This is a genomic window from Ornithinimicrobium sp. CNJ-824 (genome assembly GCF_001942405.1).
Taxonomy (GTDB): domain Bacteria; phylum Actinomycetota; class Actinomycetes; order Actinomycetales; family Dermatophilaceae; genus Ornithinicoccus; species Ornithinicoccus kibberensis.
This window is the reverse complement of the sequence record NZ_MKKA01000059.1, coordinates 28,834-55,339: the sequence shown is the minus strand read 5'-3', so window position 1 is coordinate 55,339 and position 26,506 is coordinate 28,834. Positions and strand designations below refer to the sequence as shown.

The window sequence follows — 26,506 nt, the reverse complement described above, 5'->3', positions numbered from 1 at the left end:
TCTCCTCAGCCCCGGACGACGTCCAGCGCGTGCTGCAGGTCGTCGGGGTAGGGGGAGTCGAACTCGACGTACTCCCCGCTGCCGGGGTGCTCGAAGCCCAGCTTGACCGCGTGCAGCCACTGCCGCTGCAGCCCCAGCCGCTTGGCCAGGGTGGGGTCGGCCCCGTAGGTCAGGTCGCCGGCGCACGGGTGGTGCAGGGCGGAGAAGTGCACCCGGATCTGGTGGGTGCGGCCCGTCTCGAGGTGGATCTGGAGCAGGCTTGCCGAGCGGTGCGCCTCGAGGAGCTCGTAGTGGGTGATGCTGGCCCGACCCTCGCGACGGACGGCGAACCGGTAGTCGTGCCCGGGGTGCCGCCCGATCGGGGCGTCGATGATGCCCTCGTGCGGGTCGGGCAGGCCCTGGACGAGGGCGTGGTAGGTCTTGTCGACCACCCGGTCGCGGAAGGCCTGCTTGAGCACGGTGTAGGCCCGCTCGGACTTGGCCACGACCATCAGCCCGGACGTGCCCACGTCGAGGCGCTGCACGATCCCCTGCCGCTCGGGCGCCCCCGAGGTGGAGATGCGGTAGCCGGCGGCCGCCAACCCCCCGACGACCGTCGGCCCGGACCACCCGACGCTGGGGTGGGCGGCGACGAAGGCCGGCTTGTCGACGACGACCATCTCGGTGTCGTCGTGCACGATCCGCATCCCCTCGACCGGCTCGGCGACGACCTCCAGGCCCGGCGGCGGTCCGACGGGCGGGAGGGTCACCTCCAGCCACGCCCCGGCCATGACCCGGTCGGACTTGCCGACCACCTTGCCGTCGACGGTCACGTGACCGTCGGCGGCCAGGTCGGCGGCCTTGGACCGGGAGAGCCCGAGCAGCCGGGCGAGGGCGGCGTCGACCCGCTCCCCCTCCAGACCCTCGGGGACGGCGAAGGCCCGGGAGTCGCTCACGGCTCCTGCCCCTCGCGGGTGCCGTCGAGCCGCAGCCCGCGCAGCGCGAGGATCCCGATGAGCACCGCGGCGCTGGTCACCCCGATGTCGGCGACGTTGAAGATGGCGAAGTTGGGCAGCCGGATGAAGTCGACGACGTGCCCGAACAGCGGCCCCGGCACGCGCAGGTAGCGGTCGATCTGGTTGCCGACCGCGCCGCCGAGCAGCAGCCCCAGCGCCACGGCCCACGGCAGGCTGCGCACGCGGAAGGCCATCGACACGACCACCACGGAGATGACGGTGCCGACCACGGTGATCACCGGCGTCAGCGAGGTGCCCATGGAGAAGGCCGCACCGGAGTTGTAGGTCAGGTGCCAGCGCAGCAGGTCGCCCACGACCTGGACGGGCTCCCCCTGGGTCAGCGCCCGCTCGGCCCAGACCTTGGTCAGCTGGTCGAGCACCACCCAGCCGGCGGCCAGGCCCAGCACGACGACGGTCCGCCGGCGGGGGCGGACCGTGGAGGGGGTCGGGGCGTGGGTCAGCGGCGTTCCTGCTTCTGCTTGCATGTCATGCATAGGGTCGCACGGGGGAAGGCCTGCAGCCGCATCTTGCCGATGGGGTTGCCGCACGCCTCGCAGTCGCCGTAGGAGCCGGTGTTGATCCGCTCCAGCGCCCGCAGGGTCTGCATGAGCAGGTCGCGGGCGTTGTTGGCCAGGGACAGCTCGTGCTCGCGCTCCCAGGTCGCCGCGCCCGCGTCGGCCTGGTCGTCCCCGGCCCCGTCGGCATAGCTGCGCATCATCTCGACGAGGTCGTGCTCGGCCTCGTCCAGCTCGACCCCGAGCCGGGCCACGTCGGCCTCCAGCTCGGCGCGCACCTCGGCCAGCTCCTCGGCCGTCCAGGCGTCCTCGTCGTCCCGGACGCTCAGGGACTCGTGCGCGGTGCCCCCACGCTTCTTCGCAGTGCTGGCCACGAGGTGCCTTCCTGTGTGCAAGAACCCACGGTCGGCCGGCGGCCGGTCGTGGGCAACGGTGCGCAGAGGATATGCCACGCGGCCCCTGGAGACAACGTCCTTCCCATCCGCCACGCCGGTCCTCCGGGAAACACCCCTGGGGGTGGGAGGACGCCCCCTGCGCGTCCACGCCGCCCTCCCCCGGGTATGCGGCAACGCGACGGGCGCCCGGGAGGTCCCGGGGCGCCCGTGCTCACGTGCGGGGTGGGGTGACCACCCGGTGGGGGTCAGCGCTGCTGGTCCCCGTCGATGCGGGAGAGCTGCTCGGACAGGAACGTGCGCAGGCGGTCGCGCAGGTCGGTCTCCTGGGTCTGCAGCTCGCCGATCCGGCCGGTCAGCGAGTTCTGCTGGGTGTTGAGCTCCTCCAGGATCGCGGTGCGGCGCTGCTCGGCCTCGCCGACCATCTGGTCGCGCGAGCTCTGCCCCTCGCCCACGAGCCGGTCGTGGGTCTGCTGGCCGGTGCTGACCAGCTCGTCGTGCCGGTTCTGACCCTCGGTGACGAGCTGCTCGCGCTGCTGGCGGCCCTCGCTCGTCGAGGCGGTCGTGCGTCTCCTGCCCGGTGCTGACCAGCTCGTCGTGGCGGGTCTGGCCCTCGTGCACGAGCCGGTCGTGCGTCTCCTGACCGGTGCTGACGAGCTCGTCGTGGCGGGTCTGGCCCTCGTGCACGAGCCGGTCGTGGGTCTCCTGACCGGTGGTCACCAGCTCGTCCCGGCGCTGGTCGGCCTCCGCGACGGTCCGGTCGCGGTAGCCCTCGGCCTCCTCGATGAGCTGACGCTTGGTCGTCTCACCCTCGGCGACGTGCTGGTCGTGCAGACGCTGGGCCAGCGAGATGATCTTGGAGGACTCCTCGCCGGCGCCAGGCATCGCGGCGGCCGCGGCGACGGGGGCCGCCTGGCCCTGCTCGGCGGCGCGCTCCTCGGCGTCCTGGCGGGCCTGCTCGGCCTCGGCCCGGGCCTGTTCGGCCTGCTCCTCGGCGGACCGGGCGCGGTCCTGCGCCTCGGAGAGCTGACCCTCGAGCTCGCGGACGCGCTGGTCGGAGGCGGCCACCCGGCCGCGCAGGTCCTCCAGGTCGGCGGAGGCACCCTCGGCACCCTCGACGCGGGAGCTCTCGGCGGCCTGGGCCCGCTCCTCGGCCTGGGCGCGGGCCTCCTGGCAGGCGGCCAGCTCGCGCCGGGCCTCCTCCAGCTCGGCCTGCAGCTGCTCGGCGCGCTCGTCGGAGGCGGCCGACTCCATACCCGGCACGGCGGCGGCGGGGGTGAAGCGCTCGGTGTCGTCGCCGCCCATCCCCCGGCTGGCACGGCAGTCCTCGAGGTCGGTGCGCAGCGAGTCGTTCTCCGCCAGCAGACGCCGCAGCTCGACGACCACCTCGTCGAGGAAGTCGTCCACCTGGGTCTCGTCGTAGCCGCGACGCAGGTGGGTCGCACTGAAGCTCTTCTTGATGACGTCTTCGGGGGTCAGCGCCATGTTTCACCTCGTGTCGGGGAGTCACCGCCGCAGCCCGGCGCACGGGTCGTCAGGGCAGGGTCGATGACGCGCGGTCTGCACGTGCAGGGTCACTCTAACGCACCGGGGGCACCCCGACGGGTGGGCCGTCAGAACGGCAGCGTGACGGCGAAGCCGCGGGCCAGGCTCACCGCGAGGATGAGCACGAGGAAGCCGAGGTCCAGCGCGATCCCGCCGAGCCGCAGGGGCGGGATGACCTTGCGCAGGGCCTTCAGGGGCGGGTCGGTGAGCGCGTAGATCCCGTTGGCCAGGACCAGGACCGGACCCTTGGGCCGGAAGTCCCGGGAGAAGACCATGATCCAGTCGAAGACCAGCCGGCCGATGAGGACGAACAGGTAGAGGCTCAGGACTGCGTAGAGGATCTGTCCGACCATGGGGACAGCCTACGTGCTGGTTGCCTCAGCTCTGGTTGAAGGGACCGGAGCCCTGGCGCTGCCGTTCGGCGGTGCCGCCCTCGACCTCGATGTGCTCGGGCGAGAGCAGGAAGACCTTGCTGGTGACCCGTTCGATGGAGCCGCGCAGGCCGAAGGCGAGACCGGCGGAGAAGTCCACCAGGCGCTTGGCGTCGGCGTCGTCCATGTCGGTGAGGTTGATGATGACCGGGATCCCGCCGCGGAAGGACTCCCCGATGTCCTTGGCCTCGTTGTAGGTCCGCGGGTGGATGGTGGTGATGCGGTTCAGTTCGCTCATCTTGGGCTCCCGGACGACCTGGCTGACCGGCGTGCGACGCGGCAGGGGGGTGACCTCGGCGTCCTGGTCGGGACGGTCGTCGTCCTCGTCCCGGACGGCGCGGACGGCGCCGCCGCGGTGGGCCTCGGCCGGCTCCTCCGGGTAGGCGTCGTAGTCGTCGTACCGCTCGTCGGACTCGGCGAGTCCGAGGTACTCCATCGTCTTGCGCAGCGCCCCGGCCATGTAGCGAGCTCCTTGGTGCGTACGGGCGTGCTACCCGTGGTGGATCGGTCGAGCCCGACGCTACCGCCGGGCTCCCAGGATTCCGGTCCCGACACGCAGGTGTGTCGCACCGTGCGTCACAGCAGTTTCCAGGTCGCCGCTCATGCCGGCGGAGACCCAGGTGGCCTCCGGGTGGTCGGGGCGCAGGCGCGCAGAGAGGTCGGCGAGCCGCCGGAACGCCGCGGCGGTGCGTCCTCGTCCAGCCCGAGGGGGGCCACGGCCATCACCCCGCGCAGCCGCAGGTGCTCGGTGGCGGCGACCGCGTCGGCGAGGGCGGGCACGTCCGCAGGCACGGCCCCGCCGCGTCCGGCGTCGGCCCCCTCCCCCAGGTCGACCTGGATCGTCACCTCAAGGGGGGTGTGCCGCGTGCCCTCGGCGAGGGCGGTGCCCGCCCCGCGGTCGAGGGCCTTGACGATCTTGTGGCGGTCGACGGACTGGACGACGTCGGCGTAGCGGGCGACGTGGCCGGCCTTGTTGCTCTGCAGCTGGCCGACGAAGTGGACGGTGAGCAGCTCGCGGACCTCGGCGGGGAGCTCGGCGACCTTGGCCCCGGCCTCCTGGTCCTTGTTCTCCCCCACGTGGCGCACGCCGAGGTCGGCCAGGTGGACGACGTCGGAGGCGGGGAAGAACTTGGTGATCGCGACTAGGGTGATCTCTGCGGGCTCGCGGCCCGCGTCGGCGTAGGCGGTGGCGATCCGCTCGTGGACGGTGGCCAGGTTGGTCTGCAGCTCGGTCCTGCGGTCGGTCATCAGGCGACCTCCTCGGGGGGCAGCAGCCGGACGATGCCGGCGAACCGGCCGGTGGTGCCGTCGCGGCGGTAGGAGTAGAGGTTCGGGTCCTCGCGGGTGCAACCGGGCAGCCAGCGGACGTTGACGCCGTCGCGGACGAGCTGGTCGACGACGGCGCCGCCGACGTCGATGGCCGGCGTACCGGTCCAGCTGACCGACGGGGCGACTGGGCTGACCCGGGCGGCCTCGTCCCGCATCCGCGCGGGCACCTCGTAGCAGCGGGGGCACACCGACGGGCCGACGACGGCCTCCACGTCCTTGGCCCCGAGGGTGCGCATCCAGGCGAGGGTGGCCGAAACGACGCCGGACATCATCCCGGGGCGCCCGGCGTGCACCGCCGCCACCAGCCCCTCGCGCCGGTCGAGCAGGAGGACGGGCGTGCAGTCGGCCACCAGCACGACGAGCGCCTCGTCGGTGCGGCCGGAGACCAGCCCGTCGACCGCGGGTGCGGGGGCGTCGGGGCTGCCCACCTCGGGCACGAGGTCGTCGCGGGTGCCGGGGGTGACCGCCACGTCGCAACCGTGACGCTGGTCCATGAAGCGCAGGTCGGCCGCCCTCAGCCCGAGCTCGTGGGCCACCCGGTGCCGGTTGGTCTCTACCGCCTCCTCGCGGTCACCGACGTGGTTGGCGAGGTTGAGCTCGTCGTAGGGAGGCTGGCTGGAGCCCTCGTGGCGGTCGGTGAAGACCCACTCGACGCCGAAGTCGGTGCCGGCCGGGTCGATCCGCTCGCGCCAGAGGAACACGCGGTCAGCGTACCGGCGGATGCAGCACCGTCCCGTGGGGTGGCAGCTGGTCGCGACCGGCCTCGAGCAGATGCAGGTGCTCGCGCACCGACTCGATCGCCCGCTCGCGGAAGTCGTGATGCTGCTTCTGCAGCCGCTCCAGCTCCGCCTGCAACTGATCCACCTCAGCCCGTAGGCGGTCGCGGTGATCAGCCAGACCATGGGGGTCCGACGCACCCGCCGTGTCGTGCGCTTTCCCCACGGCAGCTCCTTCGCGCTGCAGTCTTCGCAGTTCCTCTGCCACCTCCTGCAGGAATGAGTCGACCGCACCGACGTCGTAACCAGGCGGTTCCTTGGCGGCCGGAAAGGTCTTAGCAACGATGTCTGCTGGCTCGAGGAACATAGCGGTACCTTCCGGAACTCGACACCGGTGGCCGGTCACTGACTCGTGGAAGCCTTCAGTGTGTGCGGTCCAGATTGCGCACCTGCACCGTGAGCCGATCCTAGCGATCTTGCACGTCTGCCATCTCGAGCCCCGCTCGGATTGCCACTGGATCCGTCGAACCCCGCCGACGTGACTCCGGCGGGGCTCGATGATGCCTGGATCATTTGAGGAAGTCAGGCACGTCCAGGTCGTCGTTCTCGTCCTCGAAGGTCACCTGGCGCGGGGGCTGCTGCACCGGGCGCTGGGCTTGCGGCGCCTGCTGCTGCGGTGCCTGGGCCGCCTGGGCCGGCGGCTGCCCGTCGCCCTGCTGACCACCCTGACCGTCGTCCGCACCGGCCTGACCCTGCTGGCCGCCGAACTGGCCGCCCTGTTGGGCACCCTGCGGCACTGCCTGGCCCTGACCGCCCTGGGGGGCCGCAGGCGCACCGACCGCACGCTGCGCCTGCTGGGCCGGCGGCTGCTGGGCCGAGCGCTGCTGCTGCGGCTGCCGGCCCGGCTGCACCTGCCCGAGCGCCCGCTCGTCGCTGCGCGTCTGGGGCGCTCCCCCGTCGAAGCCGGCGGCGATAACCGTGACCCGCACCTCGTCGCCGAGGGAGTCGTCGATGACCGCACCGAAGATGATGTTGGCCTCCGGGTGGGCGGCCTCCTGCACCAGGCGGGCGGCCTCGTTGATCTCGAACAGACCCAGGTCCGAGCCGCCCTGCACCGACAGGAGGACGCCGTGGGCGCCCTCGATGCTGGCCTCCAGCAGGGGCGAGCTGATCGCCAGCTCGGCCGCCTGCACGGCACGGTCCTCGCCTCTGGCCGAACCGATGCCCATGAGGGCCGACCCGGCACCCTGCATGACCGACTTCACGTCGGCGAAGTCCAGGTTGATCAGGCCCGGCGTGGTGATGAGGTCGGTGATGCCCTGCACACCCGAGAGCAGGACCTGGTCGGCCGAGCGGAAGGCGTCCAGCATGCTGACCGTGCGGTCGGAGATCGACAGCAGCCGGTCGTTGGGGATGACGATGAGGGTGTCGACCTCGTCGCGCAGCGAGGCGATGCCGGTCTCGGCCTGGTTCGCACGGCGGCGGCCCTCGAAGGTAAAGGGGCGGGTCACGACACCGATGGTCAGCGCGCCCAGCGACTTGGCGATCTTGGCCACGACCGGGGCGCCACCGGTGCCGGTGCCGCCGCCCTCGCCGGCGGTGACGAAGACCATGTCGGCCCCGCGCAGGGCCTCCTCGATCTCCTCGGTGTGGTCCTCGGCGGCGCGGCGACCCACCTCGGGGTCGGCGCCGGCACCCAGGCCGCGGGTCAGCTCGCGGCCCACGTCGAGCTTGACGTCGGCGTCGCTCATGAGCAGCGCCTGGGCGTCGGTGTTGATGGCGATGAACTCGACACCCTTGAGGCCGACCTCGATCATCCGGTTGATGGCGTTGACGCCACCACCGCCGATGCCGACGACCTTGATGACGGCCAGGTAGTTCTGCGCAGCGGACACAAGTGGACCTTTCGGGGCTTCGATCAGTGCTGGGACGTGCGTTGTGCTCGTCCCGCGATCATAGGTGGGCACCCCCGCCCCGGGTCGAGACCGTGAACCTCGACCTCAGGTTCACCCTTCCACGCCGGCCAGACCCCGCGGCTAACCCTCCGGCGGCGCCGGCGGGATCCCCTGCACCGACGGGGTGTCGGGGGTCCGCACGTCGATCGTCTGCGGGGCCCAGCCCTGGGGGTCGATGCTCTCCTGGTCCACGAGCGCCCGCACGACCTGCCACTTCTTCTCGGTGTCCGTGGGCTGCCCCCACAGCACGGTGAGCTGGTCGACCGTCAGGGTGACCGCGCCGCTGCGGTCCATCTTGGGCGTGTCCAGCTCCCCCTCCAGCTCGGCGGGGTCGGGGCGGGTGCGCCACAGCTCGACCAGCCCCCTTACCGTCTCCTGGTCGAGGTCGTCCGGCTCCTCGGACACCGTCACCGCGGGGAGCTTGTTGGAGGCCTCGTCGACCTGCTCGAAGACCACGCCGCCCTCGTCGGCCAGCCACGTCTGCTTGCCTTTGCGCAGCGCCAGGGCCGGCTCGCGCAGCTCGACGGTGTAGCTGATCGAGGAGGGGTAGTCCCGGTCCAGGGTCACCGACCGCACCCGCTTCTCCCCCTCGAGCACCCGCTGCGCCAGGTTGTGCTCGGACACCCGCGCCAGCGGCCGGCCCATCGGGATGTCGGCGTGGTGGACGACGCTGTCGGCCAGCTCTCCCTCGGCGCCCTCGACCGTGATCTCCTCGACGACGAACGCCGCGGAGTAGAAGAACAGGAACACCAGGCCACCGGCGAACAGGGCCACGAGCAGCCCCCACAGCAGGAAGGCGCGGCGCACGGCCCCCGGTCGCGGCGGGCGGGCCAGCCGTTCCTCCCCCTCCCCCCGTCGTCCCGGCAGCCGGTCCGCGACGGCGTCCGGCACCCATCTCACCGCCGGCTCACCGCCTCGTCGTCGTCCAGCAGCTCCAGCAGCCGCGGCCCCACCGTCGTCACGTCGCCGGCACCCACGGTCACGACGAGGTCGCCGGGTCGCACGAGGTCGGCCAGCACCCCCGGCGTCGCGTCCAGGCTCTCGGCCACGACCACCCGCTCCGGGCCGCCGAGCGCCTCAACCCGGTCGGCGAGCAGCTGGCTGGTGACCTCCGGATACTGCTCCTGGGTCTCCCGTGCCCCGTAGACCGGAACGAGGACGAGCACGTCGGCCCCGGCCAGCCCGGCGGCGAACCCGTCGGCAAAGTCCTTCGTCCGGGAGAACAGGTGCGGCTGGAAGGCCACCACCACCCGTCGCCCGTCCGCCGCCGACCGCGCCGCGGAGACCACGGCGGCGACCTTCGGGGCGTTGTGCGCGTAGTCGTCGACCACCGCGACGCCCCCGGCCTCGCCGACCCGCTCGAAGCGTCGGTGCGCCCCCGGGAAGAGAGCCAGCCCGGCGAGCACCCGCGTCGGGTCCGCCCCCAGCCCCACGGTCGCCGCCAGCAGCGCCGCCGTCACGTTGTGCGCGCTGTGCTCCCCCGGCACCGGCACGACCACCTCGAGCTCCTGGGCCTTGGCGAACGGCCCCACGGCGCGCCGCACCCGCAGCGTCGCCCGCGCCGTCATCCCGCGGGAGGTGACGTCGCGCAGCAGCACGTCCGGCCCCGCCGCCGCGCGGTCGTCCTCGCCGTCGGGCGCGCCCGCACCGGTCCCCCAGGTGAGCACCTCCACGTCGGGACGGGTATGCCGCGCGCGCTCGGCCAGTCGCGCCGCCCCCGGGTCGTCGACGTTGGTGACGAGCAGCCCGCCAGGCCTGATGGTGCCGACGAACTCCTCGTAGGCCCGCTCGACCTCCTGGGCCGTCCCGTAGAAGTCGAGGTGGTCGGGCTGGACGTTGGTCACGACGGCGACCTGCGGCCGGTAGACGACGAACGTCCCGTCGCTCTCGTCGGCCTCGACGACCACCGGCGCACCCGGTACCCCGGGTGCGGCGTTGGTCGGGACGGCGGCGGCCGGGTCCCCGGCGGGCGTCTCCCCGTCGGCCGGCACCTCGACGGACGGCGCCACGGCCAGCGGGGCGCCGATGACGAAGCCCGGCTCCAGCCCGGCCGCCTGCAGGGCGACCGTCGTCATCGCGCTGGTCGTCGTCTTGCCGTTGGCCCCCGCGACCGCCACGGCCGGCCGGCCGTGCAGCAGCGCGGCGATGCCCTGGGAGCGGTGCAGCACGCGCAGGCCCCGCTCGCGGGCGGCGGCCAGCTCGGGGTTGTCCTCGGGGACCGCGGACGACACGACGACCGTGTCGACCCCGTCGAGGTGGGCGGCGTCGTGCCCGACGAACACCGTGGCCCCCTCGGCCTCCAGGGCCCGCAGGGTCGGCGAGTCGGCCCGGTCGCTGCCGGAGACCGGCACCCCGGCCGCCATCAGCATCCGGGCGACGCCGGACATCCCCGACCCGCCGATGGCCACGAGGTGGACGCGGCCCAGCGCGGCGGCGGGCGGCACGTCGGCGGACAGGTCGAAGCGGGACGGGGTGCGCCCGCCCGTCGGGCCGGTGCCCGTCGGGCGGCCGGTCACCGGTGCCCCGCCGCGTCGAGGACGAGGTCGACGAGGAGGTCGTCGGCGTGGCGCTCCCCGTGCTCCACCGCAGCGGCGCCCATGGCCGCGAGCCGCTCGGGGTCGGTGACGAGGGGCAGCACGGTCGAGCGGACCCGGTCGGCGTCCAGCATGGCGTCCTCGACGACGATCCCGCCGCCGGCCTCGACGACCTCGGCGGCGTTGAGCCGCTGCTCGCCGTTGCCGATCGGCAGCGGCACGTAGACCGCGGGCAGGCCCACCGCGGCCAGCTCGCTGACCGTCCCGGCGCCGGAGCGTCCCAGCGCCAGGTCGGCCACGGCGTAGGCCAGCTCCATCCGGTCGGTGTAGGGCAGCGCGACGTAGCGGGCGCCGGTCCCCGGGTCGGCCTCCGGCACGTTCACGTCCTTGCCCGCCCCGGTCAGGTGCAGCACCTGGACCCCGGCGGCGAGCAGGTCGCCCGCGCGCCGGCGACGGCCTCGTTGATCCGCTGGGCCCCCAGGGACCCGCCGAAGACGAGCAGGGTCGGCCGGTCGTCGTCCAGGCCGAAGTGCGCCAGCCCCTCCGCGCGCGCCGCCGCCCGGTCGAGGTCGCGGATCTCGGCGCGCAGCGGCAGCCCCACCCGGCGGGCGTTCGGCAGCGCGGTCGTCGCGAACGTCGTGGCGACCGCCGTGGTGAACCGGGCGCCGAGCCGGTTGGCCAGCCCCGCCCGGGCGTTCTGCTCGTGGATGACGATGGGCACGCCCGCGCGGCGGGCGGCCAGGTAGGCCGGGGTGGCGACGTAGCCGCCGAAGCCCACGACGACGTCGGCGTCCTTGTCCCGGAGGACGGCCAGCGCGGTGCCGACGGCCCGCTGCAGCGAGCTGGGGAAGCGCACGGCGGCCATCCCCGGCCGGCGCGGGAAGGGCACCTTGGGCAGGGTCGTCAGCTCGTAGCCCCGCTCGGGCACGAGCCGGGCCTCCAGGCCCTCGGCGGTGCCGAGCACGGTGACGATGGCGTCCGGCACCCGGCGGCGCAGGGCGTCGGCCGTGGCCAGGAGCGGGTTGACGTGGCCGGCGGACCCGCCGCCGGCGAGGACGACGGACAGCGGGCTCATCGAGGGCCCCTCGGTCCGCCGCGGGTCCGCGGCGCCGCACGGGTGCTCCCCCGCGGCGGGGTCCGCGTGCCCGCGCGCGGTGTGGCGTGCGTGGACGTCCGGGGCGTGGTCCGCCCGGTCGTGCGCGCCGCCCCCGGCGTGCGCCCGCGGCCCGCGCCCGAGCGGCCGGTGGTGACGGCGGCGTACGTCCGGTCCAGGCTGGAGGTGCGCTGCGCCAGCGCCTCCCGGGCGCCGGGCAGCGAGCGGGCCAGCGACAGCAGCAGGCCGATGCCCATGAGCGCCGCCAGCAGGGCCGAGCCGCCGGAGGAGACCAGCGGCAGCGGCACCCCGATGATCGGCAGCATCCCGATGACCGAGCCGATGTTGAGCACGGCCTGGCCCAGCAGCCAGATGAGCATCCCGGCGGCGGCCAGCCGGGTGAACATGTCCTCGGCCTGGGACACGATCCGGAAGATGGCGTAGGCCAGCACGGCGAACAGGGACAGCACGCCCATCGTCCCCGGCAGCCCCAGCTCCTCGCCGATGATGGCCAGGATGAAGTCGTTGTGCGGCTCGGGCAGCAGGCCCCACTTCTCCCGCGACTCCCCCAGGCCCAGGCCCCACCAGCCGCCGTCGGCGAGGGCGTACTCCGCGTGCACCTTCTGGAAGCAGCCGTCGACCTGCGGGCTGTCGCAGACGTCGCCGAGCCAGACCTGGATGCGCTGCATGCGGTTGGCGCTGCCCGCGGCCAGGTAGGCCACCCCCAGCACCGCGACGGCACCGACGCCGAGGAACCAGCGGGCGGGCAGCCCGGCGGCCCACAGCAGCCCGACGAGGATGGCCAGCATGATCATGCCGGTGCCCAGGTCCTTGCCCTGCAGCACCAGCCCGACGAGGACGATCCCGACCGGGAAGACCAGCGGCACGCTGGCCTGCCAGACGCGGTGCACGACCTTGCGCTTGGCGGCGAGCACGGCGGCGCCGAAGACGACGAGCGCCAGCTTGCCGAACTCCGAGGGCTGCACGGTGCGCCCGGCGATCTCGATCCAGTTGCGGTTGCCCTGGAACTCCACGCCCATTCCGGTGAACACCGCGGCCTGCAGACCGAGGGCGAGGATCACCGCGGGCCAGGCCAGCCGTTTCCACGCCACGACCGGCAGCCGCGCCCCCAGCGCGGCCAGGGCCACGCCGGCCACGGCGTAGAACACCTGGGCCAGGAAGACGGTGTAGCTGTTGCCGCTCTCGACGTAGGACCGCACGCTGCTGGCGGACAGGACCATGACCAGGCCCAGGCCGGTGAGCAGCCCGGCGGAGACGAGCACGAGGTAGTAGGGCGCCACCGGCGAGCGCAGCCAGTCGCCCACCGACTCCATCGTCCAGCCCTGCCGGGCTCCGGAGGGGTATGCGGTCGCGCCCCCCGTGGCGGAGCCCCCGCCCCGGGGGGACCCGGGCCCGGCGGGACCGGGCGTGCGCGGACGGGTGGTGGTCGTCATACCCCCTCCTGCTCCCCCAGGCCGAGGTGGCGGCGCACGGCGGCGGCGAAGACGTCGCCGCGGGAGCCGTAGCTGGGGAACATGTCGAGGGAGGCGGCGGCCGGCGAGAGCAGCACGACGTCGCCCGGGGAGGCCAGCTCGGCGCACCGGGCGACCACCCGGTCCATGAGCGCGTGCAGGCCGTCCATGTCCCCATGGTCGGCGACCCCGGCGTCGTGGACGGGGACATCCGGCGCGTGTCGGACCAGCGCCTGCGCGACGAGGTCGCGGTCGGAGCCGAGCAGGACGACGCCGGAGAGCCGGCCGGCGACCAGGCGGACGAGCTCCTCGACGTCGGCGCCCTTGAGCTGGCCGCCGGCGACCCAGACGATCCGCTCGTGCGCGGCGAGGGCAGCCTGCGCGGCGTGCGGGTTGGTCGCCTTGGAGTCGTCGATCCAGGTGATGCCGTCGACCTCGGCGACGATCGCGGTGCGGTGGGCGTCGGTGCGGAAGGAGCGCAGCCCCTCGCGGACGGCGACCGGGGCGATGCCGGCGGCCCGGGCCAGCGCGGCGGCGGCCAGGGCGTTGGCCACCAGGTGCGGCGGGGCCGGGGTGGACCCGTCGCCGCCGGAGGCCTTCGCCAGGTCGGCGAGGGTGCCCAGCTCGGCGGCGGAGGTGGCCCGCTCCTCGACGAAGGCGCGGTCGGCGAGCACGTCCTCGACGACGCCGACCATGGACAGGCCGGGGATGCCGAGGGTGAAGCCGACGGCGCGGCAGCCCTCGACGACCTCGGCCTGCTCGACCATCGTCTCGGTGCGCGGGTCCTCGACGTTGTAGACGCAGGCGACCTGGGTGCGCTCGTAGACGCGGGCCTTGTCCGCGGCGTAGGCCTCCAGCCCCCCGTGCCAGTCGAGGTGGTCGGGGGCCAGGTTAAGCACGGTGGAGGCCAGCGGGCTCATCGTGTGGGTGAAGTGCAGCTGGAAGCTGGACAGCTCGACGGCCAGCACGTCGTAGGGCTCGGGGTGCTGGACGGCATCGAGGACGGGGGTGCCCACGTTGCCGACGGCGGCCGCCCGCAGCCCGGCCGCCTGCAGGATCGAGGCGAGCAGCTGCACGGTCGTCGTCTTGCCGTTGGTGCCGGTGACGACCAGCCACGGGGCGGCGCGACGCGGGGGCGCAGCCGCCAGGCGAGCTCTACCTCGGACCAGACGGGGACGCCGCGGTCGGCGGCGCCGGTCAGCACGGGGTGGTCGGGCCGCCAGCCGGGCGAGGTGACGACGAGGTCGACCTCGAAGTCGGCATCGTCACCGCCGCCGGCGGTCGGCCAGGCGGCGACGTGCTCGGTCCCGCGCCGCACGTCGGCGCCGAGGATGCCGAGGATCCCGGCCTGGGTCTCCTGCCTCTCCCCGCCGGAGCCGGCGTCGAGCACGGTGACCTGCGCCCCGTGCTGGATCAGCGCGTCGGCGGCGGCGAAGCCGGTGACCCCCAGGCCGGTGACGAGCACCCGCAGCCCGGCCCAGTCGGCGTCGCGGTGGGTCAGCTCCTCCAGCGGCGCGGTCACAGGTTCGCCACCCACTCGCCGTAGAACAGGCCCAGCCCGATCGCCACGCAGATGCCGGCGATGATCCAGAACCGGATGACGATCGTCACCTCGGCCCAGCCGAGCAGCTCGAAGTGGTGCTGCAGCGGTGCCATCCGGAAGACCCGTTTGCCGGTCAGCTTGAACGAGGCGACCTGGATGATGACCGAGAGGGTGATGAGGACGAACAGCCCGCCGAGGACGGCCAGCAGCAGCTCGGTGTGCGTGGTGATCGCCAGGCCGGCCAGGCCGCCGCCGAGGGCCAGCGAGCCGGTGTCGCCCATGAAGATCTTCGCCGGGGAGGCGTTCCACCACAGGAAGCCGAACGTCGCCCCGGCGACCGAGGCGGCCACGACCGCCAGGTCGAGGGCGTCGGAGACGTCGTAGCAGTTGGGGCCGGGGGCCAGCTGGCAGTTCTGGTTGTACTGCCAGATCCCCATGATCGAGTAGGCGCCGAAGACCATGACCGAGGCCCCGGTCGCGAGCCCGTCGAGGCCGTCGGTGAGGTTGACCCCGTTGGACGCCCCGGCGATGAGGAGGTTGGCCCAGACGATGAACAGGATCGTGCCGAGCACCGGCCCGGCGACCGCCAGGTCGAAGGAGGTGTCGCGGACGAAGGAGATCGCCGTCGAGGCCGGGCTGCGGGTCGCGTCGCCGGGCTTCTGCAGGGCCAGGATCGCGAAGATCACCGCCACGAGCGTCTGCCCGGCCAGCTTCTCCACCGACGTCAGGCCCAGGGACCGCTGCTTGGCGATCTTGGTGTAGTCGTCGAGGAAGCCGATGAAGCCCAGCCCGGTGATGAGGAAGAGCACGAGCAGCGCGCTGATGGTGAACCGGCTGTGGGTGACCTCCACGAAGCCGGACATGTCGAGCAGGATGAGCGCCAGGTGGGAGATCCCGTAGCCGAGCAGGGTCGCGCCGATGATCACCGCCCCGCCCATCGTGGGCGTGCCCCGCTTGGTGTGGTGGCTGGTGGGGCCGTCGTCGCGGATGAACTGGCCGTAGCCGCGCCGGACGAGGAAGCGGATGAACAGCGGGGTGCCGAAGAGCGCGACGAACATCGCCACCGCCCCGGCGAGGAGCACGTTGACCATCAGACGTCGCCCTTCCCGGCGAGCTCGTCGCCGAGCATTCGCAGGCCGGAGTCCCGGCTGGACTTCAGCAGCACCACGTCGCCGGGGCGCAGCAGCCGGTTGAGCACCTCGGCGGCCTCGTGCCGGTCCTCGACGTGGGTGGTGGCGGCTCCGCCGCCGGAGGTGTATGCCGTGCCCGCCGGCCGGGCGAGCCCGCCCACCGTGACGAGGTGGTCGGTGCCGAGCTCCGCGGCCAGTGCGCCGACGCCGGCGTGCTCGTCGTCGCTGCCCGGGCCCAGCTCGAGCATCCCGCCGACCACGGCGACGGTGCGGCCGTCGGCGCCGCGCATCGACGCCAGCGCGCGCAGGGCGGCCCGCATCGACTCGGGGTTGGCGTTGTAGGCGTCGTTGACCACGGTCACCCCGTCGGGCCGGGCGGTGACCTCCATCCGGTGGCGCGACCGGGGCTGCGCGGCGCCGAGCGCGTCGGCGACCTGCTCCCACGGCATACCCCACTCGGCGGCGACGGCCGCGACGGCCAGGGCGTTGCCGACCTGGTGCTCCCCCACGACCTGCAGGGTCACCGGGACACCGTCGGGGCCCGTGCCCGGCGCACCGCCCTCGACGGCGCGGGCGTGCAGGCGGAAGGAGGCCCGGCCCTGCTCGTCGAGCCGCACGTCGTCCGCGCGGACGTCGGCGTCCGCGGACCGGCCGACGAGCACGGTGCGCGCACCGACGGCGTCGGCGTGCCGGCGCATGCCCCGCACGACGTCGTCGTCGGCGTTGAGCACGGCCAGCCCCCCGGCGGGCAGCGCCTGGACCAGCTCGGACTTGGCCTCGCCGATCGCCTCGCGGGAGCCGAACTCGCCCAGGTGCGCGCTGCCGACGTTGAGCACGACGGCGACCTGGGGCGGGGCGACGGCGGTGAGGTGGGCGATGTGGCCCCGGCCGGAGGCGCCCATCTCGGCGACGAGGTAGGCGGTCTCCTCGGTGAGCCGGCAGACGGTCAGCGGCACGCCGACCTCGGAGTTGTAGGACGCCTCGGGGGCCAGCGTGCGGCCCAGCCGCTGCAGCACCTGGGCCATGAGGTCCTTGGTGGAGGTCTTGCCCGAGGAGCCGGTGATCCCGACGGTGCGCAGGCCCCCGGCGGCGGCGCACCGGTCGACGACCTCGCGGCCGAGGGCGGCGAAGGCGCGGGTGACGGCGTCGTAGGGCGGCCGGTCGGGTCGCTCGGAGAGGCGCTGCGGATCCTCCTCCACGACGACGCAGGGCAGCGCGTCCACGGGACGGTTGGTCAGCGCTGCGGCCGCCCCCTGCCGGGCGGCGGCCGCGACGAAGTCGTGCCCGTCGGCGCTCTCGCCCCGACGGGCGACGTAGAGCCCGCCGGGTCCGGCCTCCCGGGAGTCGGTGACGACGGCGCCGGTGATGGTCACCTGCGCCGTCTCGTCGGTGGCGGGGACGACCCGCCCACCGGTCACACCCGCGATCTCGCGGAGTGTCAGCGGGATCACTCAGCCGGTCCCTTCGTCTCGAATCGCGATCCGACCCAGTGTCGCACCGGATCCGTCGGGGGCGGGCTCGCCGGGGTCGTACTCCAGCGGGACGGTGGGCGGCGCCGTGGTGGCCGGCTCCACCCCCTCCTTGACGAGGGCGTAGCGCATGATCTTGCTGAACACCGGGCCGGCGATGACGCCGCCGAAGGTGTGGATCCGGGTCGGCTTCTGGATGGCGACGGCCACGACGAACCTGGGGTCGTCGGCCGGCGCGAAGCCCATGAACGAGCTCGTCACCCCCTCGTAGCGGCCCTTCTCCTGGTCGTAGCGGTCGGCGGTGCTCGTCTTGCCGGCGACGTGGTAGCCCTCGATCGCCGCGGCCGGCGCCGTCCCGCCGGTGCTGGCGACCTGCTGCATGATCGTCGTCAGCGTCTCGGCCGTCTCCTCCTGGATGATCCGCTTGCCGGAGGGCACCGAGGTCTCGGTGTAGCGGCCCTCGGCGTCGGTGGTGCCGGCGACGATCGAGGCGGGGACCCGGACCCCGTCGTTGGCGATCGTCTGGAAGACGGTGGCCTGCTGGAGCAGGGTGGAGGAGACGCCCTGGCCGTACATCACCGTGTAGCGGGTGGTCGCGCTCCAGGTGCCCGGCTCGGGCAGCAGGCCGACCGACTCGCCCGGCAGGCCCAGGCCCCTGGTCGTGCCGATGCCGAACTTGCGGAACCAGTCGTAGAGCTCCTGGTCCTCCAGGTCCTCCCCGTAGAGGATCGTGCCCATGTTGGAGGAGCGGGCCAGCACGCCGGCGAAGGTCAGGTGCCGCAGCGGGTGCTCCTCGGCGTCCTTGAAGGTCGTGCCGCCGCGCTGCAGCCGGACGGGCACCTCGATCGGGGTGTCCATCTGCACCAGCCCCTTCTCCAGGGCGGCGGCGGCGGTGATGACCTTGGCGGTGGAGCCGGGCTCGTAGACGTCCTCGACGGCCGCGTTGCGCATCCCCTCCGACGTCTGGGAGTCGTCGGCGGGGTCGAAGGTGGGGTAGCTGGCCAGCGCCAGCACCCGGGAGGTGCGCGCGTCGAGGATCACGGCGTACCCCGACAGGGCCCCGGCCTCCTCGACCCGCTGGCGGACGGCGTCGTAGGCGTACCACTGCAGGTCGGCGTCGAGGGTCAGCCGCACGTCCTGGCCGGGCTCGGCGTCGTCCTCCTGGTAGAGGCCGGTGGTGATCCGCTCCCCCTCGCGGCCGACCTCGAAGACGGCCTCCCCGGGGGTGCCGGTGAGCTGCTCGTCGTGGACGAGCTCCAGGCCGCCGGCCGGCATCTCGCCGGCGCCGATCCAGCCCACGAGCGGGGCGGCCGCCTCGCCGAGGGGGTAGTCGCGGCGCATGACGTTCTCGGCGGACAGGCCGCGCACGTTGCGCGAGCGCAGCTCCTGCCAGGTGGCGGGCGACTCGTCGGGGGCGACGACGGCGTACTGCTCCCCCAGCGGCTCCTCGAGCCGGCGCAGCACGTCGGCCTCCTTCTCGCCGGTGACCTCCGCCACGACCTGGGCGACGGCGGCGAACCCCCTGGCGACCTCCTCGCCCTCGTCGTCGCGCAGCACGTAGTCCTCGGCCAGCGTCGGGTCGGCGATGACCTTGCGGCGCTCGACGCTGACGGCGAGCCCGGCGCCGTCGACGTCGGTGATGGCCCCGCGCGGGGCGGGGATCGCGGTGACGTTGAGCCGGCCGTCGAGCGCGGCGGCCGAGACGCTGGCGGCGTCCAGGCCCTGGAGGCGCACGAGCTGGGCGCCGAACAGGCTCAGGACGAGCAGGACCGCCAGCAGCAGGACCCGCGTGCGGGTGCGCGGGTGCCCCACCCCGGGGTGGACGGCCCCCAGGGACCGTCTGCCACCGCGTGCTGCTGCCACTGGAAGGTCACCTCGCGGGAGTCGGTCGGGAGGGTCGGTCGGTCAGTCGGAGGCGGCCGTCCCGGCCGGGTCCGCCACGCCCGTCGCGGGCAGGTCAACGGTAATCGTGCGACCGCCGTCGCTCATGGAGGCCACGCCGGTGATGGCGCCGTCGGACAGCCGCAGCGTGGCCGTGGACGGGGCCGGGACCATGCCGAGCTTGCGGGCGGCCTTCGCCAGCGTCTCGGGCGACTCGAGCCGGTCGAGCTCGGCCTGGAGGGTGACCTTCTCGTCGTGCAGCGCGGTCTGCTCGGCGGCCAGCCGCCCCAGCACGTAGGAGCCCTCGGCCCGGTGGGTGTTGAGGACCAGGACCACGCTCACCGCGGCCATGATGATGAACAGGCACAGCAGCCGGTATGCCGTGTGCCCGCTCGCGGGGGCGGCGTCCACGACGCGGGTGCGCGACGTGCGCGCGGCCCGGGCCCCGGGCAGGCCACGGCGGCGGTGGCACCGCCGGGTCGGCGGGGGGCGAACGCGGGGGCGGTGGCGCGGCCGAGCCGGGCACCGACGGTCATCTGGGTCATCGCTGCACCTCGGGGTTGTCGCTGCTGGTCGTCGGGGGCTGGTCGGGGGTGTCGCTGGCTGGTCGCCGGGGGCTGGTCCGGGGTGGCACGGGTCCGCTTGGCTGCGCGCAGCCGGACGGAGGCGGCCCGGGGGTTGGCACCGGTCTCGGCGGCGTCGGCCTGCTCCGCGCCACGGACGAGCAGCCGCAGCCAGGGCCGGTGCTCGGGCAGCTCGACCGGGAAGCCGGGCGGAGCGGTGCTGGTGGCGCCCGCGGCCAGGCCGCGCTTGGTGATCCGGTCCTCGAGCGAGTGGTAGGAGAGGACGACGATGCGGCCGCCGACGGCGAGGCTGGACAGGGCCGCCGTCAGCGCCTGCGACCAGACCGACAGCTCGGCGTTGACCTCGATGCGCAGCGCCTGGAAGGTGCGCTTGGCCGGGTGGCCGCCGGAGCGCTGCGACGCGGCGGGGACCACGTCGTGGAGCAGCTCGACGAGCGGGCCGGAGGTGGTGAACGGCTCGGTCTCGCGCCGCCGCACGACCGCCCGGGCGATCTGGCGGGCGAACTTCTCCTCGCCGAAGGTGCGCAGCACGTGGGCGAGGTCGCGGGCGTCGTAGGTGTTGAGCACGTCGGCCGCGGTTCTCCCGGTCGACTGGTCCATCCGCATGTCCAGCGGGGCGTCGGTGCGGTAGGCGAAGCCGCGGTCGACCTCGTCCAGCTGCAGGGAGGAGACCCCCAGGTCGAAGAGGACCGCGTCGGCGCGGCCGCGCGGCGGGGTGAGCGAGGCGAGCACCGCGGGCAGGTCGTCGCTGACGGCGTGGACCGGCACGAACCGGTCGCCGAACGGGGCCAGCCGTTCGCTCGCCAGGGCCAGCGCCTGCGGGTCGCGGTCGATGCCGACAGCGGTCGCCTGCGGGCACGCCCGCAGGACGGCCTCGGTGTGGCCGCCCATGCCGAGGGTGCCGTCGACGAAGAGGGCCCCCTCGTGCTGGAGCGCGGGGGCCAGGAGCTCGACGCAGCGCTCGAGCAGGACGGGGACGTGCCGGTCCGCGGTGGGGACCGGCGGGAGCCCGTCGTCGGGAAGGTCGTCGGTGGGGTCGTCGCTCATGGTGTCGGGCCCGTCGTCAGGTGCGGCGCGACCCGGGGGCCTCCTCCTGGGTCCTGGTCCCCCACCGCCCTGCCGGGTGCCGCCCGGCACCGGGGAAGAGGTGTCGGGTGCGGCGGTCGGGTCCGGCACGGGGGAAGTCGTGCCGGCGTCCGGTCCGGGATGCTCCGGCGCGGGGGAAGTCGCGTCGGAACGGCTCGGGCGGGGGGAGACCAGGGACCAGGCGGGCGTGCCACCGGGTCACATGACTCCGGGCACCACCTCCTCCGACTGCTCGGCGAAGGCGTCCTCGGTGGCGGCCAGGTAGTCCTCCCAGGCCTTGCTGTCCCACACCTCGACGCGGTTGCCGGCGCCGATGACGGTGCAGTCCGAGCTCAGGCCGGCGTAGTCGCGCAGGATCGGCGGGATGGTGACCCGGCCCTGCTTGTCGGGCACCTCGTCGGAGGCGCCGGAGAGGAAGACGCGCTGGTAGTCGCGCACGGCCCGCGACGACGTCGGGGTGCTCTGCCACTGGAGGGCGATCCGCTCGAACTCGTCCTGGGCGTAGACGACGAGGCACCGGTCCTGCCCGCGGGTGATGACCAGCCCGTCCTCGAGCTTCTTGCGGAACTTGGCCGGGAGGATGAGCCGGCCCTTGTCGTCGAGCTTGGGCGTGTAGGTCCCGAGGAAGAGCACTCGGACCACCCCCTTCTCGCTCGACGGGTCGTTCTCGCCTCCAGTGCGCCCCACCATACCCCACTTCCCTCCCCCGACAAGAGAAAAGTGGCGGATTTCCCGCACCCAGTATGCCGTAGACGCAGGTCAGGCGCGGTGGTGGGAGGTGGGGGGAAACTCTGCGCGGACCACCCTGGAGGCGGCCGATCCGCCGTCGGAGCGGCCGGAAACCCGCCCCGGGCCGCCCGCGCCGACGCCCGCGGAGCCGTGGCGGGAGGGATGTGGAGGACCGCGGTGGGGCGTGGTGGGGGGCTGCCGTGGGGCGTGGTGGAGGGCCGTCGACCCAGCAGGCGCACGGCCGGGGGTGGCAAGATCGACCCATGTCCGAACCGACGTCGTCCCCGCCCGCGCCCGACTCCGTCGACCTCGACACCGTCCGCCGCGTGGCCGGGGGCATCCACGAGGCCATCACCACGGTCATCGAGGGCAAGGACGACGTGGTCACCACCGCGGTCACCGTCCTGCTGGCGGAGGGCCACCTGCTCGTCGAGGACGTGCCGGGCGTCGGCAAGACGATGCTGGCCAAGTCGCTCGCGCGGGCGATCGACTGCCAGGTCTCCCGCGTGCAGTTCACGCCCGACCTGCTGCCCAGCGACATCACCGGCGTGAGCGTGTTCAACCAGGACACCCGCCAGTTCGAGTTCCGCCGGGGCGCGATCTTCGCCAACGTCGTGGTCGGCGACGAGATCAACCGCGCCTCCCCCAAGACGCAGTCGGCGCTGCTGGAGTCGATGGAGGAGCGCCAGGTCACCGTCGACGGGCACACCTACCCCCTCCCCCGGCCCTTCCTCGTCATGGCCACCCAGAACCCGATCGAGATGGAGGGGACCTACCCCCTGCCGGAGGCCCAGCGCGACCGGTTCATGGCCCGCCTGTCGATGGGCTACCCCTCGGCCGCCTCCGAGATGGCGATGCTCGCCTCCCACGGCGGCGTCTCCCCGCTGGAGGCGCTGACCCCGGTGACCACCTCCGAGGAGGTGCAGGCCCAGATCGAGGCCATCCGCGAGCTGCACGTCTCCGAGGCGCTGCGCCGCTACGTCGTGGAGCTCATGGCCGCCTCCCGCCACCACCGGATGCTGCGCCTGGGCGCCTCCCCGCGCGCCGGGCTGCAGCTGCTGCGGGCGGCCCGGGCGCACGCCGCCCTCGCCGGCCGCGACCACGTCGTGCCCGAGGACGTGCAGGCGATCGCGGTCCCGGTGCTCTCGCACCGCGTGCTGGCCACCGGGGAGGCGTCGCTGACCCGGCACACCACCGCCGACATCGTCCGGGACGTCGTCGAGCGCACCGCCGTCCCCGCGGGCCGCTGAGGGGACCGATGAGGTCCCCCTGGAAGGTGCTCACCGCCCGGGGCCGGGCGTCGTCGTCCTCGGGGCGGTGGTGGCCGTCGCCGGCGTGCTCCTGGGCTACGAGGACGTCACTCGCATCGGGCTGGTCCTGCTCGCCCTGCCGCTGCTGGCCCTGCTGCTCGTCCCCCGCCGCACCCCCCAGGTGCGCGTGCTGCGGGAGGTGGAGCCGGTCCGGCTCAGCCCCGAGGAGCGCGGCACCGTGACCGCCCGCTTCACCAACGTCGGCCGCCGCTCCACCCCCGTCTACCTGGCCGAGGAACGGCTCGACCCCCAGCTCGGCGAGCGGCCGCGGTTCGTCCTGCCCCGCCTCGTGCCCGGCGAGGAGAAGCGCCTGCGCTACACCGTCCGCAGCCGCCACCGCGGCGCCTACCACCTCGGCCCGGTGCTGCTGCGGCAGCGGGACCCGTTCGGGCTGACCTTCCTCACCCTGCAGCTGTCCTCGACCGCCGAGGTGCTCGTCCTGCCCCGCCTGCACCTGCTCGGCGAGGGCCGGGTGCGGGGCACCTCCCGCGGCAGCGAAGGCGAGATGCCCCAGATGGTCGCCCTCCACGGCGAGGACGACGTCTCGATCCGCAACTGGCGCCAGGGCGACGAGCTGCGCCGGGTGCACTGGCCGGCGACGGCCCACCGCGGCGAGCTCATGGTGCGTCAGGAGGACCGGCCCGCCCGCCGCCGGGCGCTGCTGCTGCTCGACTCCCGCGACGGGGCCCACCCGGGCTCGGGGGTGCGCACCTCCTACGAGTGGGCCGTCTCCGCGCTGGCGTCGGTGGCCCGGCACCTGGTGGCGGACGGGTTCGTCGTCCACCTGCTCACCGACACCACCCTGCGGGAGGGCACGACCGACCACCCGGTCGACCTCGACGTCGCGCTGACCGCCCTGGCCCGGGTCCAGCCCGACCGGGAGGCCCGGCTCGACCGGCTGGCCGCCGCGGCCGCGCCGTTCACCACCGGCGGGGTCCTGGTGATCGCCGCCGTCGTCGCCGACGACGAGGAGTCGCTGCGTACCCTCGCCGCGATCCGGCAGCCGGGCTCCCGGGCCCTGGCGTTCGTGCTCGACCCGGAGCGCTTCGGCGGCGGCGCGCGCAGCCGCCGGTCGGACCGGGAGGCCGCGCGGGAGGGAGAGCGTCGGGGCGGTCGTCGCGCCGGCGCAGGTGCGGACGCCGGTGCCGAGGGCATCGGCGGTGCCGGCGCCCCCGGCGGCGAGACCGCGCGGCACCGCGAGCTCGCCCCCACCGCCGTCCTCGCGGACGCGGGCTGGCAGAGCGTGGTGGTGGGACCCCATACCGAGATCCCGCAGGCCTGGGCCTCCCTCACCGCCACGGGCGGACTCGTGGGGACCCCCCGGTGAGGCTGGACCAGGAGGCGTTCGCCCGCGGCATGTGGCCCGAGGGGCTGGTCGCCGCGCTCGCCACGCTCGCCGTGGCGTGGCCGCTCACCGAGCTCCTGCGCGACAGCAGCTGGCTGTGGGCGGCCGTGCTCATGGTCGCCGTCGTGGCCCTCACCGGTGCCGTGCTGCGCACCCTGGACGTGCCGCCGAGCCTCGTCGCCCTGGCCCAGCTGCTGCTGGGCCTCACCGGGCTCATGCTGACCTACCTGCGCGAGACGCTGTGGCGGGGGCTGCTGCCGACCGGGGAGACCCTCGACCAGGTGGGCGTGCTCCTGCGGGAGGCCGGGACGGTCCTGCAGACCTACGCCGCACCGGCGCCGGTCACCGAGGGCGTGTCGTTCCTGCTCGTCGCGGTGCTCACCCTCACCGCGGTCTCCGTCGACTCCATGGGCGTCACCGGACGGGCCCCGGCCGGGGCGGGGATCCCCCTGGCGGCCGGGTTCCTCGTGTCCGTGTCCAACACGGGGCGGGCGATGGAGCCGTGGTACTTCGCGGCCGTGGCCGTCCTCTGGCTGATGATGCTCGCCCAGCAGGGCCACCGCGTGCTGGCCGGCTGGTCCTCGGCGGACCGGCGCGAGGCGCGCGGCGACGACATCGGGGTCAAGGTGCCCTCCTACCGGGGCCTCGGGCAGGTGCTCGGGGCGCTGGCGCTGGTGGCCGCCGTGCTGGGGGCGGCCGCGCTCCCCCACCTGCCGCCGACCTTCTTCGGCGACGGGCTCGCGCGCAACCCCGAGGCCCGGACCGCCGGCGGCGGCGGGGACGTCACCTTCACCGAGACGATGGACCCGGCCCAGGACCTGCAGAACCAGTCCCGCACGCCCGTGCTGACCTACCGGACCACCGCCACCCGGCTCGAGCCGCTGCGCGTCACCGCCACCGAGCGGTGGGAGGACGGCCGGTGGGTCGCGCCGCAGCGCACGCAGAGCGGGCTGACCCAGGTGGGTGAGCCGATCCCCCCGCCCCCCGGCCTCGGCGCGGACGTGCCGGTGCAGGAGCAGCAGCTCACCGTGACGGGCAACTCCCTCGAGCCGCCGCACCTGGCGACCTCCACCCCGCTGGTGGCCCTCGACCTGCCCGAGGGCGCGGCATACCGCTTCGACCCGGACGACCGGACCGTCGTCCTGCAGACGCCGGCGACGTCGTACGGGACGACGTACCTGGCGGTGGGCGGCTCGGGCTCGCTGCCGGAGGGGGTCGGCGCGTCGCCGGCCGACCCCGGGCAGTTCGACCCCGAGGTGCTCGAGGTCGACCCGGTTTCGCGCGCGGCGGTCGAGGAGCTGACCGTCGAGGTCGTCGGGGAGGAGACGAACACCCTCGAGACGGCCGTGCTCATCCAGGACCACCTGCGCTCCAGCGCCTACACCTACTCGTTGACCCTCGCGCCGGAGGCCCAGGACGACGCCAGCGACCCGATCGGCGGGTTCCTCGACACGCGGCAGGGCTACTGCGTGCAGTTCGCCACCGCGATGGTGATGATGGCGCGCACCGAGGGCATCCCGGCGCGGATGGCCGTGGGCTTCCTGCCCGGCGACCCACAGCCGGACGGCACCCGGTCCGTGGTCGCCTCGGACGCGCACACCTGGCCCGAGCTGTGGATCGAGGGGATGGGCTGGACCCGGTTCGAGCCGACCCCCGGGGTGCGCAGCGAGGCCCCGCCGGCCTACGCCCGGGCGCAGGAGGGCGGCGACACCGAGCCGACCACGACGACGGTCACCCAGACGCCCACGCCGACCGAGACCGAGGCGCCCGCCCCGGCCCCGGAGCCGGAGGCGACCTGGCAGGACCGGCTGGGCGACCTGCTGCCGCTCATCGGCAAGATCCTGCTGGGCCTGCTCGTCCTGGGCCTGCTGCTGGCGCTCGTGCCGCTGGCCGGCAGGCGCCACCGCGAGCGGGCGCTGACGGAGGCCACGACCCCGGCCGAGCAGGCGGAGGCCCACTGGACGTGGCTGACCCGCAGCCTGCGTGACCTGTCGGTGCCCGACCCGCCGGAGCGCAGCCCCCGGGCGATGGGCCGGCACTACCGGTCCGTGACCACGCTGAACCGCTCCGGGGAGGCCGCCCTGGCCCGGCTGACCGCGGTGCTCGAGCAGGCGCGCTACGGCCGGCCGGGGACGGTGACCCCGGGCCAGGTCGAGCCGCTCGGCGACGACGTGCGCCGGGTCGTGGAGCAGGTGCGCGAGGCCACGCCGTGGAACGTGCGGGCCAACGCGGCCCTGCTGCCGCGCAGCGGGATGGAGGGGATCAGGTCGATGCTCGGGCGTCGGCGCTGAGCCGGCGCGGCACCCAGCACACGGCCCCGACGCGGAGGGCCACCCATACCCTTCCCGGTGCGCCGGGGCCGGTGGGACCTGCGGGGGCCGTGCGACCGTCCGGCGCGGGCCGTCCCACTGCTGTGCTTCCCGCGCATGGAGTGCTCTTCCCGAGTGCACGG

19 protein-coding genes and 4 pseudogenes are annotated in these 26,506 nt (G+C 74.3%); 3 read left to right on the top strand and 20 right to left on the bottom strand.

Annotated features, from left to right (window positions below; translation table 11 throughout):
* Positions 1-5: 5 nt before the first annotated feature.
* The 20 genes and pseudogenes from BJF81_RS14080 to mraZ form a co-directional block, all read right to left on the bottom strand.
* A complete protein-coding gene (locus BJF81_RS14080; RefSeq protein WP_075958874.1) occupies positions 6-935 on the bottom strand; it encodes an RluA family pseudouridine synthase in 930 nt (309 codons plus the stop codon).
* Positions 932-1,480, bottom strand: a complete 549-nt coding sequence (gene lspA, locus BJF81_RS14075; RefSeq protein WP_083664250.1) for a signal peptidase II — start codon at positions 1,478-1,480, stop codon at positions 932-934. Before lspA ends, BJF81_RS14080 begins: the two co-directional genes overlap by 4 nt.
* Positions 1,453-3,387: a TraR/DksA C4-type zinc finger protein gene (locus BJF81_RS20575; RefSeq protein ID WP_083664249.1), complete on the bottom strand. Its 1,935-nt coding sequence runs from the start codon at positions 3,385-3,387 to the stop codon at positions 1,453-1,455. The genes lspA and BJF81_RS20575 overlap by 28 nt, the downstream gene beginning before the upstream one ends.
* A 128-nt stretch (positions 3,388-3,515) precedes the next feature.
* Positions 3,516-3,800 carry a YggT family protein gene (locus BJF81_RS14060; protein WP_075958873.1) on the bottom strand — a complete coding sequence of 95 codons (285 nt, stop codon included), beginning with the start codon at positions 3,798-3,800 and terminating at the stop codon, positions 3,516-3,518.
* Between the two features lie 25 nt (positions 3,801-3,825).
* On the bottom strand, positions 3,826-4,338 hold the full coding sequence (locus BJF81_RS14055) for a cell division protein SepF (protein WP_075958872.1): 513 nt from the start codon (positions 4,336-4,338) through the stop codon (positions 3,826-3,828).
* Positions 4,339-4,398: 60 nt separating this feature from the next.
* Positions 4,399-5,126: pseudogene (locus tag BJF81_RS14050) on the bottom strand (YggS family pyridoxal phosphate-dependent enzyme).
* Complete coding sequence (locus BJF81_RS14045) at positions 5,126-5,908, bottom strand: polyphenol oxidase family protein (RefSeq protein ID WP_075958871.1); 783 nt, start codon at positions 5,906-5,908, stop codon at positions 5,126-5,128. The pseudogene BJF81_RS14050 and the gene BJF81_RS14045 overlap by 1 nt, the downstream one beginning before the upstream one ends.
* Positions 5,909-5,912: 4 nt before the next feature.
* Entirely contained in the window at positions 5,913-6,290 is a 378-nt protein-coding gene (locus BJF81_RS14040) for a DivIVA domain-containing protein (RefSeq protein WP_075958870.1), read from the bottom strand.
* Between the two features lie 202 nt (positions 6,291-6,492).
* Positions 6,493-7,818 (bottom strand): cell division protein FtsZ, encoded by a 1,326-nt coding sequence (gene ftsZ / locus BJF81_RS14035; RefSeq protein WP_075958869.1) that lies wholly within the window; start codon positions 7,816-7,818, stop codon positions 6,493-6,495.
* Positions 7,819-7,959: 141 nt separating this feature from the next.
* A complete protein-coding gene (locus BJF81_RS14030) occupies positions 7,960-8,769 on the bottom strand; it encodes a cell division protein FtsQ/DivIB (protein ID WP_075958868.1) in 810 nt (269 codons plus the stop codon).
* Between the two features lie 5 nt (positions 8,770-8,774).
* Entirely contained in the window at positions 8,775-10,394 is a 1,620-nt protein-coding gene (gene murC, locus BJF81_RS14025; RefSeq protein WP_342447154.1) for a UDP-N-acetylmuramate--L-alanine ligase, read from the bottom strand.
* Positions 10,391-11,487 (bottom strand): annotated as a pseudogene (gene murG / locus BJF81_RS14020) (undecaprenyldiphospho-muramoylpentapeptide beta-N-acetylglucosaminyltransferase). Before murG ends, murC begins: the two are co-directional and overlap by 4 nt.
* Complete coding sequence (ftsW, locus tag BJF81_RS14015; RefSeq protein ID WP_083664248.1) at positions 11,484-12,959, bottom strand: putative lipid II flippase FtsW; 1,476 nt, start codon at positions 12,957-12,959, stop codon at positions 11,484-11,486. The pseudogene murG and the gene ftsW overlap by 4 nt, the downstream one beginning before the upstream one ends.
* Positions 12,956-14,499, bottom strand: a pseudogene (gene murD / locus BJF81_RS14010) (UDP-N-acetylmuramoyl-L-alanine--D-glutamate ligase). Before murD ends, ftsW begins: the two are co-directional and overlap by 4 nt.
* A complete protein-coding gene (gene mraY / locus BJF81_RS14005) occupies positions 14,496-15,611 on the bottom strand; it encodes a phospho-N-acetylmuramoyl-pentapeptide-transferase (protein ID WP_075958867.1) in 1,116 nt (371 codons plus the stop codon). Before mraY ends, murD begins: the two are co-directional and overlap by 4 nt.
* Positions 15,611-17,101 carry a UDP-N-acetylmuramoyl-tripeptide--D-alanyl-D-alanine ligase gene (locus BJF81_RS14000; protein ID WP_075958866.1) on the bottom strand — a complete coding sequence of 497 codons (1,491 nt, stop codon included), beginning with the start codon at positions 17,099-17,101 and terminating at the stop codon, positions 15,611-15,613. Before BJF81_RS14000 ends, mraY begins: the two co-directional genes overlap by 1 nt.
* The gene (locus BJF81_RS13995) at positions 17,102-18,982 is read right to left on the bottom strand and encodes a peptidoglycan D,D-transpeptidase FtsI family protein (protein ID WP_143780869.1); all 1,881 of its coding nucleotides are present in this window, start codon (positions 18,980-18,982) and stop codon (positions 17,102-17,104) included. It lies immediately after the preceding gene.
* Positions 18,983-19,024: 42 nt separating this feature from the next.
* On the bottom strand, positions 19,025-19,411 hold the full coding sequence (locus BJF81_RS13990; RefSeq protein WP_075958864.1) for a cell division protein FtsL: 387 nt from the start codon (positions 19,409-19,411) through the stop codon (positions 19,025-19,027).
* 209 nt (positions 19,412-19,620) lie between these two features.
* A pseudogene (gene rsmH, locus BJF81_RS13985) lies at positions 19,621-20,631 on the bottom strand (16S rRNA (cytosine(1402)-N(4))-methyltransferase RsmH); the annotation flags it as partial.
* A gap of 237 nt (positions 20,632-20,868) precedes the next feature.
* The gene (gene mraZ, locus BJF81_RS13975; RefSeq protein WP_237770264.1) at positions 20,869-21,303 is read right to left on the bottom strand and encodes a division/cell wall cluster transcriptional repressor MraZ; all 435 of its coding nucleotides are present in this window, start codon (positions 21,301-21,303) and stop codon (positions 20,869-20,871) included.
* 359 nt (positions 21,304-21,662) lie between these two features.
* On the opposite strand from mraZ, the gene BJF81_RS13970 reads away from it, so the two are divergent.
* The 3 genes from BJF81_RS13970 (at position 21,663) to BJF81_RS13960 (ending at position 26,345) form a co-directional block, all read left to right on the top strand.
* Entirely contained in the window at positions 21,663-22,649 is a 987-nt protein-coding gene (locus BJF81_RS13970) for an AAA family ATPase (protein WP_075958861.1), read from the top strand.
* 67 nt (positions 22,650-22,716) lie between these two features.
* The gene (locus tag BJF81_RS13965; RefSeq protein WP_075958860.1) at positions 22,717-24,036 is read left to right on the top strand and encodes a DUF58 domain-containing protein; all 1,320 of its coding nucleotides are present in this window, start codon (positions 22,717-22,719) and stop codon (positions 24,034-24,036) included.
* Positions 24,033-26,345, top strand: coding sequence for a transglutaminase family protein (locus BJF81_RS13960; protein WP_075958859.1), 2,313 nt, complete (start codon positions 24,033-24,035; stop codon positions 26,343-26,345). The genes BJF81_RS13965 and BJF81_RS13960 overlap by 4 nt, the downstream gene beginning before the upstream one ends.
* Positions 26,346-26,506: the final 161 nt, after the last annotated feature.